The 17,967-nt window shown below is 54.9% G+C and carries 15 protein-coding genes, 1 pseudogene and 1 other annotated feature; of the genes and pseudogenes, 9 read left to right on the forward strand and 7 right to left on the reverse strand.

What is annotated here, in order from left to right; all coding sequences use genetic code 11:
- Positions 1–78: 78 nt before the first annotated feature.
- The 5 genes from mnmE to rpmH all read right to left on the reverse strand — a co-directional run bounded on the left by mnmE (position 79) and on the right by rpmH (position 4,024).
- Entirely contained in the window at positions 79–1,443 is a 1,365-nt protein-coding gene (mnmE, locus tag ACMYSN_RS14845) for a tRNA modification GTPase (protein ID WP_462495318.1), read from the reverse strand.
- A gap of 195 nt (positions 1,444–1,638) precedes the next feature.
- Positions 1,639–3,285: a membrane protein insertase YidC gene (gene yidC / locus ACMYSN_RS14850; RefSeq protein WP_462495319.1), complete on the reverse strand. Its 1,647-nt coding sequence runs from the start codon at positions 3,283–3,285 to the stop codon at positions 1,639–1,641.
- Between the two features lie 2 nt (positions 3,286–3,287).
- Positions 3,288–3,545 carry a membrane protein insertion efficiency factor YidD gene (gene yidD, locus ACMYSN_RS14855; protein ID WP_123756988.1) on the reverse strand — a complete coding sequence of 86 codons (258 nt, stop codon included), beginning with the start codon at positions 3,543–3,545 and terminating at the stop codon, positions 3,288–3,290.
- A complete protein-coding gene (gene rnpA, locus ACMYSN_RS14860) occupies positions 3,509–3,868 on the reverse strand; it encodes a ribonuclease P protein component (protein WP_049264554.1) in 360 nt (119 codons plus the stop codon). Before rnpA ends, yidD begins: the two co-directional genes overlap by 37 nt.
- A 15-nt stretch (positions 3,869–3,883) precedes the next feature.
- Positions 3,884–4,024 (reverse strand): 50S ribosomal protein L34, encoded by a 141-nt coding sequence (gene rpmH / locus ACMYSN_RS14865; RefSeq protein ID WP_004871828.1) that lies wholly within the window; start codon positions 4,022–4,024, stop codon positions 3,884–3,886.
- Positions 4,025–4,646: 622 nt separating this feature from the next.
- On the opposite strand from rpmH, the gene dnaA reads away from it, so the two are divergent.
- The 4 genes from dnaA to gyrB all read left to right on the forward strand — a co-directional run bounded on the left by dnaA (position 4,647) and on the right by gyrB (position 10,814).
- Positions 4,647–6,053 carry a chromosomal replication initiator protein DnaA gene (gene dnaA / locus ACMYSN_RS14870; RefSeq protein WP_123756989.1) on the forward strand — a complete coding sequence of 469 codons (1,407 nt, stop codon included), beginning with the start codon at positions 4,647–4,649 and terminating at the stop codon, positions 6,051–6,053.
- A gap of 4 nt (positions 6,054–6,057) precedes the next feature.
- Positions 6,058–7,158 (forward strand): DNA polymerase III subunit beta, encoded by a 1,101-nt coding sequence (gene dnaN, locus ACMYSN_RS14875; protein WP_123756990.1) that lies wholly within the window; start codon positions 6,058–6,060, stop codon positions 7,156–7,158.
- A gap of 139 nt (positions 7,159–7,297) precedes the next feature.
- Complete coding sequence (recF, locus tag ACMYSN_RS14880; protein WP_123756991.1) at positions 7,298–8,371, forward strand: DNA replication/repair protein RecF; 1,074 nt, start codon at positions 7,298–7,300, stop codon at positions 8,369–8,371.
- A gap of 28 nt (positions 8,372–8,399) precedes the next feature.
- A complete protein-coding gene (gene gyrB / locus ACMYSN_RS14885; protein WP_462495320.1) occupies positions 8,400–10,814 on the forward strand; it encodes a DNA gyrase subunit B in 2,415 nt (804 codons plus the stop codon).
- A gap of 33 nt (positions 10,815–10,847) precedes the next feature.
- Here the strand turns inward: gyrB and ACMYSN_RS14890 are convergent.
- A pseudogene (locus tag ACMYSN_RS14890) lies at positions 10,848–11,785 on the reverse strand (LysR substrate-binding domain-containing protein).
- 109 nt (positions 11,786–11,894) lie between these two features.
- Here ACMYSN_RS14890 and ACMYSN_RS14895 point away from each other — a divergent pair.
- From ACMYSN_RS14895 to ACMYSN_RS14910, 4 genes are all read left to right on the forward strand, one after another.
- Positions 11,895–12,920, forward strand: a complete 1,026-nt coding sequence (locus ACMYSN_RS14895) for a zinc-dependent alcohol dehydrogenase family protein (RefSeq protein WP_462495321.1) — start codon at positions 11,895–11,897, stop codon at positions 12,918–12,920.
- Positions 12,921–13,034: 114 nt separating this feature from the next.
- Positions 13,035–13,847 (forward strand): sugar-phosphatase, encoded by an 813-nt coding sequence (yidA, locus tag ACMYSN_RS14900; protein WP_174509640.1) that lies wholly within the window; start codon positions 13,035–13,037, stop codon positions 13,845–13,847.
- Positions 13,848–14,124: 277 nt separating this feature from the next.
- Positions 14,125–15,255 (forward strand): BamA/TamA family outer membrane protein, encoded by a 1,131-nt coding sequence (locus ACMYSN_RS14905; protein ID WP_462498263.1) that lies wholly within the window; start codon positions 14,125–14,127, stop codon positions 15,253–15,255.
- Between the two features lie 354 nt (positions 15,256–15,609).
- On the forward strand, positions 15,610–16,836 hold the full coding sequence (locus ACMYSN_RS14910) for a DUF3748 domain-containing protein (protein ID WP_462495322.1): 1,227 nt from the start codon (positions 15,610–15,612) through the stop codon (positions 16,834–16,836).
- A 1-nt stretch (position 16,837) separates the two neighbouring features.
- Here the strand turns inward: ACMYSN_RS14910 and ACMYSN_RS14915 are convergent, their stop codons facing one another.
- Entirely contained in the window at positions 16,838–17,170 is a 333-nt protein-coding gene (locus ACMYSN_RS14915) for a YceK/YidQ family lipoprotein (RefSeq protein WP_462495323.1), read from the reverse strand.
- Between the two features lie 243 nt (positions 17,171–17,413).
- Positions 17,414–17,487 (forward strand) — a sequence feature (ROSE (Repression Of Heat Shock gene Expression) occurs in the 5'-region of heat shock genes and acts as an RNA thermometer to modulate expression.).
- Between ACMYSN_RS14915 and ibpA the strand changes: the two genes are divergently transcribed.
- Positions 17,481–17,894: a small heat shock chaperone IbpA gene (gene ibpA / locus ACMYSN_RS14920; RefSeq protein WP_123757002.1), complete on the forward strand. Its 414-nt coding sequence runs from the start codon at positions 17,481–17,483 to the stop codon at positions 17,892–17,894. It overlaps the preceding feature by 7 nt.
- Positions 17,895–17,967: the final 73 nt, after the last annotated feature.

Genomic DNA, 17,967 nt, shown 5'->3' on the forward strand with positions numbered 1-17,967 from the left:
GGGTGAGAGGGCGCTAAAATGAAAAAACCTGTGTTAACAGTCCGTTAACACAGGTTGGTCAAGACTCACTTACCGCGCTTATTTACCGATACAGAAGCTCGAGAAAATCCGTCCCAACAGATCATCGGAGGTAAATTCGCCGGTGATTTCGCTTAACGCCTGCTGGGCGAGGCGCAGCTCTTCCGCCAGCAGCTCGCCGGCCCACGCGCCAAGCAGCTGGGCTTTACCCTGCTGCAGATGGTTGGCCGCGTCGGATAGCGCCTGCAGGTGGCGACGGCGGGCAAGGAAGCCGCCTTCCATATTGGTTTCAAAGCCCATGCTCTGCTTAAGATGATTGCGCAGAACATCCACGCCTTCGCCGGTGCGCGCCGACAGACGGATCAGTGAGTGGCCATTCACTTCACTGAGGCCCAGCGTTTCGCCGGTGACGTCGGCTTTGTTGCGCACCACCGTAATCGGCAGTTTCGTCGGTAAGCGTTCGATAAAGTCAGGCCAGATTTCCGCCGGATCGACGGCGCTGGTGGTGGTGCCATCAACCATAAACAGCACCCGGTCGGCCTGCTCGATCTCCTGCCAGGCGCGCTCAATACCGATGCGCTCAACTTCATCGCTGGCATCACGCAGGCCGGCAGTATCGATGATATGCAACGGCATACCGTCAATATGGATATGCTCGCGCAGAACGTCACGGGTCGTTCCGGCGATGTCGGTGACAATCGCTGCTTCACGCCCGGCCAGCGCGTTCAGCAGGCTCGATTTCCCGGCGTTCGGGCGACCGGCAATGACCACTTTCATCCCTTCACGCAGCAGGCTGCCCTGGCGCGCTTCGGCGCGAACGGCATCGAGGTCGGCGATCACGCCGTTGAGCTGGGCTTCGATTTTCCCGTCGGAGAGGAAGTCTATCTCCTCATCCGGGAAGTCGATGGCCGCTTCCACGTAGATGCGCAGGTGAGTGAGTGCTTCCACAAGGTGGTTTACACGGGTGGAGAATGCGCCCTGCAGGGAGTTCAGCGCAGAACGTGCCGCCTGCTCGGAGCTGGCGTCAATCAGGTCAGCAATCGCTTCAGCCTGGGCTAAATCGAGCTTGTCGTTCAAAAATGCGCGCTCGGAGAACTCGCCGGGGTTGGCAATGCGTAAACCTGGCAGGGTCAGAATGCGTTTGAGCAGCAGGTCGAGAATGACCGGGCCGCCGTGGCCCTGGAGCTCCAGCACATCTTCACCGGTAAATGAGTTCGGGCCGGGGAACCACAGCGCAATCCCCTGATCCAGCGGCGTACCGTCGGCATCTTTGAAAGGCAGATAATCGGCATAGCGCGGCTTTGGCAGCTTGCCCAGCACCGCCTGTGCCACGTCGCGTGCCTTCAGGCCAGAGATACGCAGAATGCCCACACCGCCGCGTCCCGGTGGGGTTGCCTGGGCGACGATCGTGTCGTTATGGCTCATGATGACTCTCTATGTAAATGTAAAAAAGGCGGTCTATTGACCGCCTTCTCTGGCATTAACTACTACCGTCGATACTCAAAATAATTCAAGCTGCGGGAAGGCTGTAAGTTAGCGAGGCCCCAGAAGCTTACTGAAGTAAGTAACTGGGGCGAACTAACGAAGCCAACGTGTCAGCGGCTTGAAGAATGAAGAGTATCAGCTCTTTTTCTTCTCGCGGCTATGCAGCCCACGTTTCTCCAGACCACGATAAATCAGCTGCTGCTGAATAATGGTGACCAGGTTGCTGACGATATAGTAAACCACCAGACCAGACGGGAACCACAGGAAGAACACCGTGAAGATGACCGGCATAAAGGTCATGATCTTCTGCTGCATCGGGTCGGTCACGGTGGTCGGCGACATCTTCTGAATGAAGAACATCGTAGCGCCCATGATGATCGGCAGGATGTAGTACGGGTCTTGTGCAGACAGGTCGTGGATCCACAGGATAAACGGCGCATGACGCAGTTCAACCGAGGCGCTCAGCATGTAGTACAGCGCAAGGAAGATTGGCATCTGGATAATCAGCGGGAAGCAGCCACCCAGCGGGTTAACCTTCTCGGATTTATACAGCGCCATCATTTCCTGACTTTGACGCTGTTTATCATCACCAAGACGCTCACGCATTGCCTGAATTTTCGGCTGCAGCATACGCATCTTCGCCATGGAGGTGTACTGCGCTTTGGTCAGCGGGTACATGATGCCACGAACGATAAAGGTAATAACAATGATCGAGAAGCCCCAGTTGCCCAGGAAGCTATGGATCCATTTCAGCAGCTTGAACAGCGGCTGAGAGATGAACCACAACCAGCCGTAGTCAACGGTCAGATCCAGGTGCGGCGCAACGGCAGCCATTTTGTCCTGAATTGCCGGGCCAACCCACAGTACGCTTTGCAGCTTGTCGGTCTGTCCTGGCTGAACCAGTACCGGCTGAGATTTATAGCCGATAGCGACAACACCGTTGCCAAGGTTCGAGGTGTAGAAGTTATTCGTACCGTTATTTTCCGGAACCCATGCTGTCGTAAAGTACTGCTGCAGCATTGCAACCCAACCGTTCTTGGTGTTGGTGTTCAGGTTTTCGTTATCGATGATGGTATCGAATTTATATTTTTCGTACTTCGACTCAGAAGTGGAATACGCGGCGCCACGGAAAGTGTGCATGGTGGACAGGCCACCGGTTTGCGTATCACGGCTGGTCGGCAGTGCTGCCGTTTGTTTCAGCTGACCGAACGTCGAAACTTCCAGCGGTTTTTCACTGGTGTTCTGCACGTTATAGCTCACGTTCACCGCATAATCACCGCGTTTCAGGGTGAAGGTTTTGGTGAATACGTTGCCAGCTTTATCGGTGTAGGTCAGCGGAACGACGATTTCGTTCTGGCCTTCGGCCAGTACAAACGCATCTTTATCGACGTTATACAGCGGACGTGGACCGTTAGCCGGGTTATCCGGGCCGTCACGACCGGTTAAGCCGCTTTGTGCCTGATAGATAAACTGTGGCGTGGTTTCCAGTAACTGGAACGGTTCGTCTGACTTCAGTGCTTTCGGGTAGGTCGGAAGCAGAGATTGCTCAATATCACCACCACGGGTGTTGATAGTCAGCTCCAGCACGTCAGTTTTAACCGTAATCAGTTTCCCTTGGCCACTGGCCGGTACGCCCTGGTCTGCGGCGCTACCCGCTGCTGTGGTCGTAGTCTGCGTGGTCTGCTGCTGGGCTTGAGGATTGTTATCCTGCTCCCAGGCTTGCCAGATCATGAAAGACACGAACAACAAAGCGATGATAAGAAGATTGCGTTGCGAATCCATCGTTAGTGTTCTCTGGTATCAAATGGTCCAGGCGGGACGGGGTCGTCACCACCAGGGTGTAAAGGGTGGCATTTTAATACGCGTTTCACTGTCAACCAACTGCCTTTTATCATTCCAAACCTGCGCAAGGCCTCAATTCCGTACTGAGAACAGGTAGGCGTGAAACGACAATGCGGCCCGAGTAGCGGACTAATCAGGCGCTGATAGACCCTGATTAGGCCTATCAGGACCCTGGAGCCAGGCGACAATGGCGGCGCCATAATTTTTCCAACGCTTCCGAGAGAGCACGGTTATCGAGGTCAGCAACCCCTTTTTTTGCCACCACCACGAAATCCATAGGCGGGAGTTCATGTTGACGCAAACGAAAGCTTTCACGCGTCAGACGTTTAATCCGATTGCGTTCATGCGCGCGCTTGACGTTTTTCTTGGCGACGGTAAGACCGATGCGGGGATGCCCCAGCGAATTCAGGCGGCCGAGGATGGTGATTTGCGGCGTGCCAGCCCGTTGTGGCTGCTGGAAGACGAAAGTGAAATGACTGGGAGTTAACAAACGTAACTCCCTGGGAAATGCGAGCTTAACCACGCAGGGTTAGCTTTATTACTTGGAAACGGTCAGACGAGCACGGCTTTTAGCACGACGACGTGCCAGAACCTGACGACCATTTTTAGTAGCCATACGTGCACGGAAGCCGTGAGAACGGTTGCGCTTCAGTACAGACGGTTGAAAAGTGCGTTTCATGGCGGTTTCTACCTAAACTTGAATAAATTCACTGACTTTTGCGTATACCCGAACGAACTTCGAACGACTTACGCCTCAGCGATGGTGATTAAAGAGGCCGGATTGTAATAATTGTACACTCCGGAGTCAATTCTCTTTCCTTATTTCTCGTACGTTGTCGCACAAAAAATGACCGGCGACAGTCGACGGAAAACGGGCATTACGCGCCGGGTGGAGGATTATACGGCCTGATGGGTAAAGCGCAAGGATCGTAAAGGATCTTTGTTAGATCGTTTAGACCCAAAACCGACTTAGCTCATTAAATTTTCCGATATGTGGCTGAAATCGTCCCCCACTCTGCGCTGGATCGATTACACTTACCCGGCTTTGATCCTTCCTGTGGATAAATCGGGAAGAATCTGTTGAGAAACAGAAGATCTCTTTCTCAGTTTAGGCTATGATCCCCGGTCCTGATCGCGATCTACCGATCCGCATCGGATAAATACCGCAGATAGCGGTTCGCGCGTCACCCCTTTATGTGCAGGGGCTTTTCGGCCAATGCAGGGTCTTGTCGACGTGTGCCAACAATCACGATTGTTTCTTTTTTTCTTTATATCGATTTTATGTTCGAGTGGAGTCCGCCGTGTCACTTTCGCTTTGGCAGCAGTGTCTTGCCCGATTGCAGGATGAGTTACCAGCCACAGAATTCAGTATGTGGATACGCCCGTTGCAGGCGGAATTGAGCGATAACACGCTGGCACTGTATGCGCCAAACCGTTTTGTGCTCGATTGGGTAAGGGATAAATACCTCAATAATATCAATGGACTCCTCAATGATTTTTGCGGTGCTGATGCCCCACAACTGCGATTTGAAGTCGGCACACGTCCGGCGGTACAGGCGCAAAGAGGCGCGGTAACGAGCAACGTTGCGGCCACCGTACCGGCAGCACAGGTGCAAACGGCGCGTGTGGCGCCAACCATCGTGCGTCCAGGCTGGGATAACGTCCCGGCACCGGCGGAACCGACCTACCGCTCTAACGTAAACGTCAAACATACCTTTGATAACTTTGTTGAAGGTAAGTCGAACCAGCTGGCCCGTGCCGCAGCACGTCAGGTCGCGGATAATCCTGGCGGCGCCTATAACCCTTTATTCCTTTATGGTGGTACCGGTCTGGGTAAAACCCACCTGTTGCACGCGGTCGGTAACGGCATCGTCGCGCGCAAACCGAACGCCAAAGTGGTTTATATGCACTCCGAGCGTTTCGTTCAGGACATGGTTAAAGCCTTGCAGAACAACGCCATTGAAGAGTTCAAACGCTACTACCGCTCCGTAGATGCCCTGCTGATCGATGATATTCAGTTCTTTGCTAATAAAGAACGTTCTCAGGAAGAGTTCTTCCACACCTTTAATGCCCTGCTGGAAGGTAATCAGCAGATCATTCTGACGTCGGATCGTTATCCAAAAGAGATCAATGGTGTTGAGGATCGTCTGAAATCCCGCTTCGGTTGGGGCCTGACGGTGGCGATCGAGCCGCCTGAGCTGGAAACCCGCGTAGCGATCCTGATGAAAAAGGCCGACGAAAACGACATTCGTCTGCCGGGTGAAGTTGCCTTCTTTATTGCCAAGCGTTTACGTTCAAACGTGCGTGAGCTGGAAGGGGCACTGAACCGCGTTATCGCTAATGCCAACTTTACCGGACGGGCGATCACCATCGATTTCGTGCGCGAAGCGCTGCGCGATCTGCTGGCTCTGCAGGAAAAACTGGTCACTATCGACAATATTCAAAAGACGGTGGCGGAGTACTACAAGATTAAGGTAGCGGATTTGCTGTCTAAACGCCGCTCCCGTTCGGTGGCGCGACCACGCCAGATGGCGATGGCGCTGGCGAAAGAGCTGACCAACCATAGCCTGCCGGAAATCGGCGATGCGTTTGGCGGCCGTGACCATACCACCGTGCTGCATGCATGCCGTAAGATCGAGCAGTTGCGTGAAGAAAGCCATGATATCAAAGAAGATTTTTCCAATTTAATCAGAACATTATCCTCGTGACGCTATGAAATTTACCGTAGAACGTGAACATTTATTAAAACCGCTGCAACAGGTGAGCGGTCCCTTAGGTGGCCGTCCGACGCTGCCCATTCTCGGTAACCTGCTGCTTCAGGTTTCGGATGGCGCCTTGTCGCTGACCGGCACGGACCTTGAAATGGAAATGGTGGCGCGTGTTGCGCTGATTCAACCGCATGATGCAGGTGCAACCACCGTTCCGGCACGTAAATTTTTTGATATCTGCCGCGGCCTGCCTGAAGGCGCGGAGATAGCGGTACAGCTGGAGGGCGACCGGATGCTGGTGCGCTCCGGGCGCAGCCGTTTCTCTCTGTCGACCCTGCCCGCTGCAGATTTCCCAAACCTTGATGACTGGCAGAGCGAAGTTGAATTTACCCTGCCGCAGGCGACCATGAAGCGTCTGATTGAAGCCACGCAGTTTTCGATGGCGCATCAGGATGTTCGCTACTATTTAAACGGCATGCTGTTTGAAACCGAAGGTGACGAACTGCGCACCGTTGCCACTGACGGACACCGCCTGGCGGTCTGTTCAATGCCGCTGGGCGAATCGTTGCCGAACCATTCGGTGATCGTGCCGCGTAAAGGGGTGATTGAGCTGATGCGCATGCTGGATGGCGGCGATACTCCGCTGCGCGTGCAGATTGGCAGCAATAATATTCGCGCCCACGTCGGTGACTTTATCTTCACATCGAAGCTGGTTGACGGTCGTTTCCCGGATTATCGCCGCGTATTGCCGAAAAACCCGGACAAGCACCTCGATGCCGGCTGCGATATTCTGAAGCAGGCTTTTGCCCGCGCGGCGATCCTCTCGAACGAGAAATTCCGCGGCGTGCGTCTGTATGTCAGTGAAAACCAGCTGAAAATCACCGCCAATAACCCGGAACAGGAAGAAGCAGAAGAAATTCTTGATGTTTCTTACTCCGGCAGCGAGATGGAAATCGGCTTTAACGTCAGCTACGTGCTGGATGTGCTGAATGCGCTGAAGTGCGAAAACGTCCGTATTCTGCTGACCGACTCCGTTTCCAGCGTCCAGATTGAAGATGCAGCCAGTCAGAGCGCGGCTTACGTTGTCATGCCAATGCGTTTATAGAAAAGTATCGGGCTATCTTACTTGTTATTCTGGCTCCGGGCAGTGCTCGCAATCCTCACGTACTTCAGTACGCTCCGGTTGCTGTGCGCTGGCCGTAACCAGACTAACGGCGACGATAACGCCCTGGTTATGAGCTGATATGTCGCTTTCCCGACTTCTAATCAAAGACTTCCGCAATATTGAAAATGCGGATCTCGCTCTATCCCCTGGCTTTAACTTCCTGGTGGGTGCCAACGGCAGCGGTAAAACCAGCGTGCTGGAAGCTATCTATACGCTTGGCCACGGTCGGGCGTTTCGCAGTTTGCAAATTGGCCGGGTGATCCGCCACGAACAAGAGTCGTTTATTCTGCACGGACGTCTGCAGGGCGGCGAGCGTGAGGTCTCCATCGGCCTGACCAAAGATAAGCAGGGCGACAGCAAGGTGCGGATTGACGGCACCGATGGCCACAAGGTGGCGGAGCTGGCGCACCTGATGCCGATGCAGTTGATTACGCCGGAAGGGTTTACTTTACTCAACGGCGGCCCCAAATACAGAAGAGCCTTCCTTGACTGGGGATGCTTTCACAATGAAGCCGGGTTCTTTACCGCCTGGAGCAACCTCAAGCGCCTGCTGAAGCAGCGTAATGCCGCGTTGCGCCAGGTCAGTCGCTATGCTCAGATACGGCCCTGGGATCAGGAACTTATTCCGCTGGCGGAACAAATCAGCCGTTGGCGTGCCGAATATAGCGCCGCTATCGTCGAAGACATGGCGGATACCTGTAAGCAGTTTTTACCTGAATTCTCTCTGGCCTTTTCCTTCCAGCGTGGCTGGGAGAAAGAAACGGATTACTCCGAAGTGCTGGAGCGGAATTTCGAGCGTGACCGCATGCTGACCTACACCGCCCACGGCCCGCACAAAGCGGATTTCCGCATTCGTGCCGATGGTGCGCCGGTCGAAGATACCTTGTCACGTGGGCAGCTTAAACTCCTGATGTGCGCGCTACGACTGGCGCAGGGAGAGTTTCTAACCCGCGAAAGCGGAAGACGCTGCCTGTATCTGATAGATGATTTTGCCTCGGAACTGGACGACGCACGGCGCGGTTTGCTTGCCAGCCGCTTAAAAGCCACGCAGTCGCAGGTTTTCGTCAGCGCCATCAGCGCTGAACACGTAATGGACATGTCGGACAAAAATTCGAAGATGTTCACCGTGGAAAAGGGTAAAATAACGGATTAACCTAAGTTTAAATGAGCGAGAAACGTTGATGTCGAATTCTTATGACTCCTCCAGTATCAAAGTCCTGAAAGGGCTGGATGCGGTGCGTAAGCGCCCGGGTATGTATATCGGCGACACGGATGACGGCACCGGTCTGCACCACATGGTATTCGAGGTTGTGGATAACGCTATCGACGAAGCGCTCGCAGGTTACTGTAAAGATATCGTTGTCACCATCCATAGCGATAACTCCGTCTCCGTACAGGATGACGGGCGCGGTATTCCGACCGGTATTCACCCGGAAGAGGGCGTATCGGCGGCAGAAGTCATCATGACCGTCCTGCACGCAGGCGGTAAATTCGATGATAACTCTTATAAAGTTTCCGGCGGCCTGCACGGCGTAGGCGTTTCCGTGGTTAATGCCCTGTCGCAGAAGCTGGAGCTGGTCATTCAGCGCGACAATAAAGTTCACCGTCAGATCTATGCGCACGGTGTGCCACAGGCTCCGCTGGCAGTGACCGGTGAGACCGAAAAAACGGGTACCATGGTACGTTTCTGGCCAAGCTATGAAACCTTCACCAACGTTATCGAGTTCGAATACGAGATCCTGGCAAAACGTCTGCGCGAGCTGTCGTTCCTGAACTCCGGGGTTTCTATCCGCCTGCGCGACAAGCGTGACGGTAAAGAAGACCATTTCCACTACGAAGGCGGCATCAAGGCGTTCGTTGAGTATCTCAATAAGAACAAAACGCCGATCCACCCGAATATCTTCTACTTCTCCACCGAAAAAGACGGTATTGGCGTCGAAGTGGCGCTGCAGTGGAACGACGGTTTCCAGGAAAACATCTACTGCTTCACCAACAACATCCCGCAGCGCGATGGCGGTACTCACCTTGCAGGCTTCCGCGCGGCGATGACCCGTACCCTGAACGCCTACATGGACAAAGAAGGCTACAGTAAAAAAGCCAAAGTCAGCGCCACCGGCGACGATGCGCGTGAAGGCCTGATTGCCGTCGTCTCCGTGAAGGTGCCGGATCCAAAATTCTCCTCGCAGACCAAAGACAAACTGGTCTCCTCCGAGGTGAAAACCGCGGTTGAACAGCAGATGAATGAACTGCTGAACGAATACCTGCTGGAAAATCCATCTGACGCGAAAATCGTGGTGGGCAAAATTATCGATGCGGCCCGCGCTCGTGAAGCCGCGCGTCGTGCACGTGAAATGACCCGTCGTAAAGGCGCGCTGGACCTGGCAGGCCTGCCGGGCAAACTGGCTGACTGTCAGGAACGTGACCCGGCGCTGTCCGAACTGTACCTCGTGGAAGGGGACTCCGCGGGCGGTTCAGCTAAGCAGGGCCGTAACCGTAAAAACCAGGCGATTCTGCCGCTGAAGGGTAAAATCCTCAACGTTGAGAAAGCCCGTTTCGACAAGATGCTCTCTTCTCAGGAAGTAGCGACGCTGATCACCGCCCTGGGCTGTGGTATCGGCCGTGATGAATACAACCCGGATAAGCTGCGCTATCACAGCATCATTATCATGACCGATGCGGACGTCGATGGCTCTCACATCCGTACGCTGCTGCTGACCTTCTTCTACCGTCAGATGCCAGAAATTGTTGAGCGTGGCCATGTCTATATTGCTCAGCCGCCGCTGTACAAAGTGAAGAAAGGCAAGCAGGAACAGTACATCAAAGACGATGAAGCGATGGACCAGTACCAGATTTCTATCGCTCTGGATGGCGCGACCCTGCACACCAACGCCAGCGCGCCGGCACTGGCAGGCGAACCGTTAGAAAAACTGGTGGCCGAATTCAACGGCACGCAGAAAATGATTGTTCGCATGGAGCGTCGCTTCCCGAAATCACTGCTGAAAGAGCTGATTTACCAGCCAACGCTGAACGAAACCGACCTCTCTGATGAGCAGATCGTGACCCGTTGGGTGAACGTGCTGGTGAGCGATCTGAATGAAAAAGAGCAGCATGGTAGCCAGTGGAAGTTCGATATTCACGAAAATACCGAATTGCAGCTGTTCGAACCGATTATCCGCGTGCGTACTCACGGCGTAGACACTGACTATCCGTTGGATCACGAGTTTGTCACCGGCGGCGAATATCGTCGTATCTGTACCCTGGGTGAGAAACTGCGTGGTCTGATCGAAGACGACGCGTTTATCGAGCGTGGCGAGCGCCGTCAGCCGGTTGCCAGCTTTGAGCAGGCGCTGGAGTGGTTGGTTAAAGAGTCCCGTCGCGGCCTGTCTATCCAGCGCTATAAAGGTCTGGGCGAGATGAACCCGGATCAGCTGTGGGAAACCACCATGGATCCAGACAGCCGTCGCATGCTGCGCGTGACCGTGAAGGATGCGATTGCCGCCGACCAGCTGTTCACCACCCTGATGGGTGATGCCGTTGAACCACGCCGTGCCTTTATCGAAGAGAACGCCCTGAAAGCGGCGAATATCGATATTTAATCGTTGCGATAGGGTCATACTCAGGCCGCGCGTTCAGCGCGGCTTTTTTATGGGCGCGGGTCAGGATCCAGCGACATCACTGCCGGTAAGCGACTCACCAGCCTGTCGATGGCTATTCTCACCCTCAGGGGCAAATGTGTCGTTTGTTGCCAGACGGCATGAACGGGAAAGCGTACATCAGCTGCCTGCTTGAACAGCGGGACGAGCTTTCCATTTTGCAGGTCCTGGCGCACCATCCAGCAGGGCAACCATGCCATGCCGTGTCCGGCCAGCGCGGCGTCGCAGATCGCCTGTAAATCATCCATATTCAGTGATGACTGGGGCACGATTGTGTGCGGCGTTCCTTCGTTATCTGCAAGTTGCCAGGGCAAAACCCGGCCGGCGCGCAGATAGTTAATGGCCGAATGCTGATGTAAATCGGCAATGGTTTGTGGCTGGCCGTGATTCATCAGATAATCCGGCGCGGCGCACAGGACCATTCTGTGTTCCCCCAGCTTTCTGGCGGCCAGCACGGTGCTGTCTGCCAGTGCGCCATTGCGCACCGCCATATCAAACCCTTCCTCGATGAGATCCACCACCCGGTCGCTGAATAACATTTCCAGCTCAAGCCCCGGATGTTCCTGTGCCAGTTCGATTAACAACGGCGCGATGCACTGACGACCAAACAGCATGGGCATCGCAACACGCAGGCGGCCACGCACCTGCTGTTTCCCGGTTTCCAGCAGCGATTCGGCACCACGAATCTCCTCCAGCGCGCGCAGGCAGTGTTCATAAAACAGGGCGCCGCTATCCGTCAGGCTCTGGCTGCGAGTTGTGCGTTGAAAAAGACGCACCTCCAGCCGCTCTTCAAGCCGGGCGATGCTCTTGCCCACCGCTGAACGAGATAAGTGCAGACGGATTGCCGCCTGAGCAAAGCTCCCCGCCTCAACGGCGGCCACAAAAACGGGAATATCCTTCAGCGTATCGGTCATAGATTGTGTCTATTTTGGCGTCAATGATGGGAAAAGTTATCGCCACTGGCGACGGTTAGTCAACGCTAAACTGTCGCTACTGAAGCCTTTTTATGGCAGGAGAAAAACGATGACAGAGACAATGCAACGCTGGTCAATGAATGCCCTCGGGCGCGAGAATCTCAGACTCATTCAGGAGCCTGTTCCCCGGCCTGGCCCCGGTGAAGTGCGCGTGCGCGTGAACGCCGTCGCGCTCAACTATCGCGATAAAATGGTCATTGAAGGCACTATGCCGATTTCACTTTCCTTCCCCTTTACGCCAGCGTCGGATATGGCGGGCGTGGTAGAGAGTACGGGGGCGGGCGTCACGCGTTTTAAATCCGGCGATCGCGTCATCTCGACCTTCTTCCCTGAGTGGATCGACGGCAAGCCGGTCGCGGACGCACGCCACCTGCCCTATAAAACGCTTGGGGGTTACTTCCAGGGCATGCTAGCTGAATACGTGATTGTGAATGAAAACTGGCTGGTGGCTGCCCCGCAAACACTGGATGACGCTGAGGCCAGCACCTTACCTTGCGCAGGGCTTACCGCATGGTTCGCGCTGGTGGAACGCGGGAATTTACGCGCCGGCCAGTCGGTGCTGGTGCAAGGCACCGGGGGTGTCGCGATATTCGCTCTGCAAATTGCAAAAGCACAGGGGGCAGAGGTTTTTGTCACCTCCGGCAGCGATGAAAAGCTGGCGCAGGCCAAAAAGCTCGGCGCCGATCACGGCATTAACCGGCTCAAAGGCGACTGGGCGGAAGGGATATACCAGCTGACCGACGATCGCGGCATCGACCATATTATCGAAACCGTCGGCGGGGAGAACCTGAGGCATTCCCTGCGAGCCGTTGCTGTTCATGGTCGCATATCGGTGATTGGCGTTCTGGGCGGGAGTGAAATCTCGCTGCCAGCCAGCGAGCTGTTGCTGAAATCGCCCGTTATTCAGGGGATTGGGGTTGGGCACCGCCGCGCGCTGGAAGATTTCGTCCGCGCCGTTGAGGTGACCGGGTTGAAACCGGTGATCGAGCAGCGCTACCGCTTTAACCAGCTTGAACAGGCGCTTGAACATCTCGATCGCGGTGCGTTTGGCAAAATAGTCCTCACCCGCGAGTGAGCCAGGTTCCCCAGGACGGGTGTAAAAGGGGTGTTTTTGCTGCGCAATGTAGCTCTATTTTTGCGAGCTTAATCGCGTTAGCATGAGGTAGCACTCATTTATCCTGGGGATCTCATGGCTATCAAACTTATTGCAATCGATATGGACGGCACGCTGCTGCTGCCTGACCATACCATCTCTCCTGCAGTGAAAGCGGCGATTGCCGCAGCACGCGCACGCGGCGTCAACGTGGTGCTGACCACCGGGCGCCCGTATGCCGGAGTTCACAGCTATCTGAAAGAACTGCAGATGGAACAGCCGGGAGACTACTGCATCACCTACAACGGTGCGCTGGTACAGAAAGCGAGCGACGGCAGCACCGTGGCGCAAACGGCGCTGAGCTATGACGACTACCGCTATCTCGAGCAACTCTCCCGTGACGTGGGGTCGCATTTTCATGCCCTTGACCGCAACACGCTGTACACCGCTAACCGCGATGTCAGCTACTACACGGTGCATGAATCCTATGTCGCAACGATCCCGCTGGTCTTCTGCGAAGCCGAAAATATGGATCCGAACATCCAGTTGCTGAAGGTGATGATGATCGATGAGCCGGCGATCCTCGACCAGGCTATTGCCCGCATCCCGGCGGAAGTGAAAGAGAAATACACCGTGCTGAAAAGCGCGCCATACTTCCTCGAAATCCTCGATAAACGCGTCAATAAAGGGACCGGTGTGAAATCGCTGGCCGACGCGCTGAATATCAAGCAGGACGAGATCATGGCGATCGGCGATCAGGAAAATGACATTGCGATGATTGAGTTCGCTGGCGTCGGCGTGGCGATGGACAACGCCATCCCAACGGTGAAAGAAGCCGCAAACTTTATTACTAAATCGAACCTGGAAGATGGCGTCGCCTGGGCGATTGAGAAGTACGTATTATCCTGACCGAACTTTCAGGCCCGGCAGCTCCGGGCCTGAAAACCCTCCGATGGTGCGTAAAATTAATCACTTAGGTCCTTTTTTTGCACTGAAAGAGGGAATCCGCACTTATCCCTTCCCTTGATGACGACGAATTCTATAAGCTTTCCTGTTTAAGGTTCGACGACCCCATTTCTGCTCCGAAAGAGTCAGGCTGGATGCCAGCTATACTCAAATTCGACGCTATCTTGCTTTACTGGCCGTCACCACTTTTTATCTCTGGAGAGCATCGTTGTTGAGCACGCTGCGTAGCGTCATTCTGTGTTGTATTACATGCTCGTTTATCGGGCAGGTTCAGGCACAGGCCCTTAACCGGGAGCAGATCGACGACTGGCTAAAACGGCTGGGTGCCAGCGACAAATTTGATGCCTCCAAAGGTATCGACTGGGGCGTGATGCCTGGTCCGTTTTATACGCCGGAATTAGGCCTCGGGATCGGAACCGCGGTGGTCGGCATGTACCGGCCCGACCCCAATGACACCCTCAGTCAGAACTCGACCTTAACGCTCAGCGGCTACGCCAGCTCTACCGGCGCTTTCGGCGTCAGCGTCAAGAATTACGCCTTTTTTGCCGACGATCGCTGGCGTATTTTTCTTGAAGGCTCGCTGGCTAATACGCCTACCTACTACTGGGGTCAGGGCTTTGCCGCTGCCGATAATGACGGCGACAAAGAGAAATATACCGCTCAGGTGCTGACGCTGCGGCCCACGGTCTATCGCCAATTGGTGGACAACGTATATCTTGGGGTTGGCTGGTCGCTGGCGGCCCAGAATGCCGACGAAATGGACCGGGAAGATCTGCCGAAAATAGAAAGTACCCCTCAGGGGCCGTCGGTTTTCAGCTCTGGCGTCAGCATTGATTTAACCTGGGACGACCGCGATTTTGTTCCTAACCCGCGTCAGGGCCAGTACGCCGGCCTGCGGTATACCTACTATGCACCGGGCCTCGGGAGCGACACCAGATTTGACGAATTCCATCTGCACTACAGCCGCTACACCGCGCTCAGTGACAAAAGCGTGCTGGCCTGGGAGGCCGATGGGGTCTTTACCCAGGGCGATGTGCCGTGGAGCATGCTCCCGCTGCTGGGCAGCGATGAACGTATGCGCGGCTATTATCAGGGGCGCTATCGCGATAAAAACGTATTCAGCTCGCAGCTGGAATATCGCCGTCAGCTAACCTGGCGCCACGGCATTGTTGCCTGGGTGGGCGCCGGTACGATGGGGCCGTCCGTCGATACGCTCAATGATGGCCGCTGGCTACCGACGGCGGGCGTCGGCTATCGTTTTGAATTCAAACCTAAGGTGAACATCCGCCTCGACTATGGCATTGGCAAAGGCAGCAGCGGCTTTTACTTCCAGGTTGGCGAGGCCTTCTGACCGCCATTTCCTACCAATCTTCTGACTTCCCCTCCGACAGCGCTCTCCCGATGCGCTGTTTTTTTATCCCATCAATTGGTACTGCTATCTGTCGAATCAGATAAATAAAGGTGTCATGTTTGTACGGCAAAGCCGAGCTGGATGACATCCTGCTGGTGGGCGATGTTAAACGTGTAGGCTAAACCTGCTTGATGCTATACCCTGATGCGATGGTTGTTCATCAGGGTATATACCCGTCATACTTCAAGTTGCATGTGCGTTGGCTGTTCTCGCTCACCCCTTCGGGGCCCGCGCAAGCGCTGTTCAATTCGGCTTCACCTTTTGTCCCGCAACTCGAATTATTTAGGGTATTCCATGAAGCAAGTCACTTTTTCTGCACGCAATCATCAGCTTACCAATACTCGCACCTGGACGGCGGATAGCCAGTGGCTGGTCTTTGATGTTCGACCGTCAGGTGCGTCTTTTACCGGTGAGACCATTGAACGCGTCAATGTGCAAACCGGCGTCGTCGAAACGCTTTATCGCGCCGATCATGGCGCCCATGTTGGTGTCGTCACCGTGCATCCATCGGCCGATAAATATGTCTTTATTCATGGCCCCGAGTACCCGGATGAGCACTGGCAGTACGATTTCCACCATCGTCGCGGCGTGGTGACGTCTCAGGGAGAGACGCACAATCTTGACGCGATGGATATCACCCCCCCCTATACGCCCGGCGCGTTGCGCGGCGGCAGCCACGTCCATGTTTACAGCCCGGACGGACAAGCGGTCAGCTTTACCTATAACGATCATGTGCTTCATGAACGCTCAGCCGCGCTGGATTTACGCAACGTTGGTGTCGCGGTGCCCTACGGCCCGGTCATTCCTCAGGGGCAGCATCCGCGGGAATATGGCGGTAGCCACTGGTGCGTGCTGGTGAGCCGGACCACGCCAACGCCGGTGCCGGGCAGCGATGAGATTAACCGTGCGTATGAAGAAGGCTGGGTGGGGAACCATGCGCTGGCGTTTATTGGCGATACGTTGTCGCTCAAGGGCGAAAAAATTCCGGAGCTGTTCATTGTGTCACTGCCGATGAGTGAGCAGGGCTGGAAGCAGGCGGGAGACGCGCCGCTGGAGGGCACTGACGCCACTCTGCCGGCCCCACCAGCCGGGGTGATGCAACGCCGTTTAACCTTTACTCATCAGCGCCGCTATCCGGGGCTGGCAACGACGCCGCGACATTGGGTGCGGGCCAATCCGCAGGCGACGCAGATAGCCTTTTTGATGCGGGATCAGGCGGGAGTGGTTCAGCTGTGGCTGATTTCGCCGCAGGGCGACAATCTGCGTCAGCTCACCCATAACGTGAATGACATTCAATCGGCCTTTAACTGGCACCCGTCAGGGGGATGGCTGGGGTTCGTGCTGGATAACCGCGTGGCTATCTGTCATGCCCAAAGCGGGGAAATCTCATTTTTGACTGCCGATCATGAAAACCCACCATCAGCAGATGCTGTGGTGTTTTCACCGGACGGGAAGCATCTTGCCTGGATGCAGGAGACGGGCGGCTATCGTCAGCTGTGGATAACTGACGTCGCGTTTTAGATCAGGGTAATGGTATGTCCGCTGGCGGGATCACTGAGTTGGTCGCCAGCGTCGCTTTCTCACTTTTTTCCACGCGCGATTTTATCGAGCTATCGGTGCGGAACATATCCCACGGCAACAGCAAGGTGTCCATCACCGCAGTGAAGGGCATATCCAGCACCACCAGGGATTTGGTTCCCCAGTTGGCATCTTCGTTACCCAGCATCTGCGCGCTGGCACGGGTTCCCGGATAGGTGCCTTCCTTGCCGCCGGTATGTGACATCACGCTGGAGCAACCGCCTAAACCCACAGCTCCGCTGAACAGTAACAGCTTTAACAGACCGCTTTTCATCATTCTTCCATCGTAGTGTCGGGCATTGAGATAACCTTCACATCGGTTATATCCAGCCATCCCGAGAATGCCTAGCGTTATTGCGCTGCACTGTGGCAGCCATCGCATTTTGCCTTTTGTGCTTTCCACCCAGTCTAAGCAATCAGCAGGAAACTGCAAAAAAAATTGGTTTAACGCGCTTGAAAACGTCGGGATAAACCACATTTTAAGAATGTAACCCGATGAGGAGTACGCCTGCGGGGTATTCCGGGTAATAACGACCTGTCCATGATGGAAGGTCAACCACTCTCGCTGATTTCAGGAGCTATTTGTTATGCGTAATTTCGATCTCTCTCCGCTGTATCGTTCTGCTATTGGTTTTGACCGCCTTTTCAATTTGTTAGAAAACAACCAGAGCCAGAGTAATGGCGGCTACCCTCCGTACAACGTTGAGCTGGTAGATGAAAACCATTACCGCATTGCTATCGCCGTGGCCGGTTTCGCCGAGAGCGAACTGGAGATCACCGCGCAGGATAATCTGCTGATTGTGAAAGGTGCCCATGCGGACGAGCAGAAAGAGCGGACCTATCTTTATCAGGGCATTGCGGAGCGCAACTTTGAGCGCAAATTCCAGATCGCGGAAAACATCCATATCCGCGGCGCAAACCTGGTAAACGGCCTGCTGTACATCGAACTGGAACGCGTAATCCCAGAAGCGGACAAACCGCGTCGTATCGAAATTAACTAAGTCGTTTGGGCCGCACGCGCTGCGGCCTGATAACAACCTAAATATGCCTGCCGTCAGGGGGCACATGCGAATC

Source organism: Klebsiella sp. R445 (genome assembly GCF_051131755.1).
In the GTDB taxonomy this organism is placed as follows: domain Bacteria; phylum Pseudomonadota; class Gammaproteobacteria; order Enterobacterales; family Enterobacteriaceae; genus Klebsiella; species Klebsiella lignicola.

What these genes read in the sequence shown, in the direction of transcription:
- dnaN (WP_123756990.1), top strand. Translation starts at nt 6,058, where the DNA reads ATGAAATTTACCGTAGAACGTGAACATTTATTAAAACCGCTGCAACAG.
- mnmE (WP_462495318.1), bottom strand. Translation starts at nt 1,443, where the DNA reads ATGAGCCATAACGACACGATCGTCGCCCAGGCAACCCCACCGGGACGC.
- recF (WP_123756991.1), top strand. Translation starts at nt 7,298, where the DNA reads ATGTCGCTTTCCCGACTTCTAATCAAAGACTTCCGCAATATTGAAAAT.
- ACMYSN_RS14910 (WP_462495322.1), top strand. Translation starts at nt 15,610, where the DNA reads ATGAAGCAAGTCACTTTTTCTGCACGCAATCATCAGCTTACCAATACT.
- yidA (WP_174509640.1), top strand. Translation starts at nt 13,035, where the DNA reads ATGGCTATCAAACTTATTGCAATCGATATGGACGGCACGCTGCTGCTG.
- rpmH (WP_004871828.1), bottom strand. Translation starts at nt 4,024, where the DNA reads ATGAAACGCACTTTTCAACCGTCTGTACTGAAGCGCAACCGTTCTCAC.
- ACMYSN_RS14895 (WP_462495321.1), top strand. Translation starts at nt 11,895, where the DNA reads ATGACAGAGACAATGCAACGCTGGTCAATGAATGCCCTCGGGCGCGAG.
- ibpA (WP_123757002.1), top strand. Translation starts at nt 17,481, where the DNA reads ATGCGTAATTTCGATCTCTCTCCGCTGTATCGTTCTGCTATTGGTTTT.
- ACMYSN_RS14915 (WP_462495323.1), bottom strand. Translation starts at nt 17,170, where the DNA reads ATGATGAAAAGCGGTCTGTTAAAGCTGTTACTGTTCAGCGGAGCTGTG.
- yidC (WP_462495319.1), bottom strand. Translation starts at nt 3,285, where the DNA reads ATGGATTCGCAACGCAATCTTCTTATCATCGCTTTGTTGTTCGTGTCT.
- gyrB (WP_462495320.1), top strand. Translation starts at nt 8,400, where the DNA reads ATGTCGAATTCTTATGACTCCTCCAGTATCAAAGTCCTGAAAGGGCTG.
- yidD (WP_123756988.1), bottom strand. Translation starts at nt 3,545, where the DNA reads ATGGCGCCGCCATTGTCGCCTGGCTCCAGGGTCCTGATAGGCCTAATC.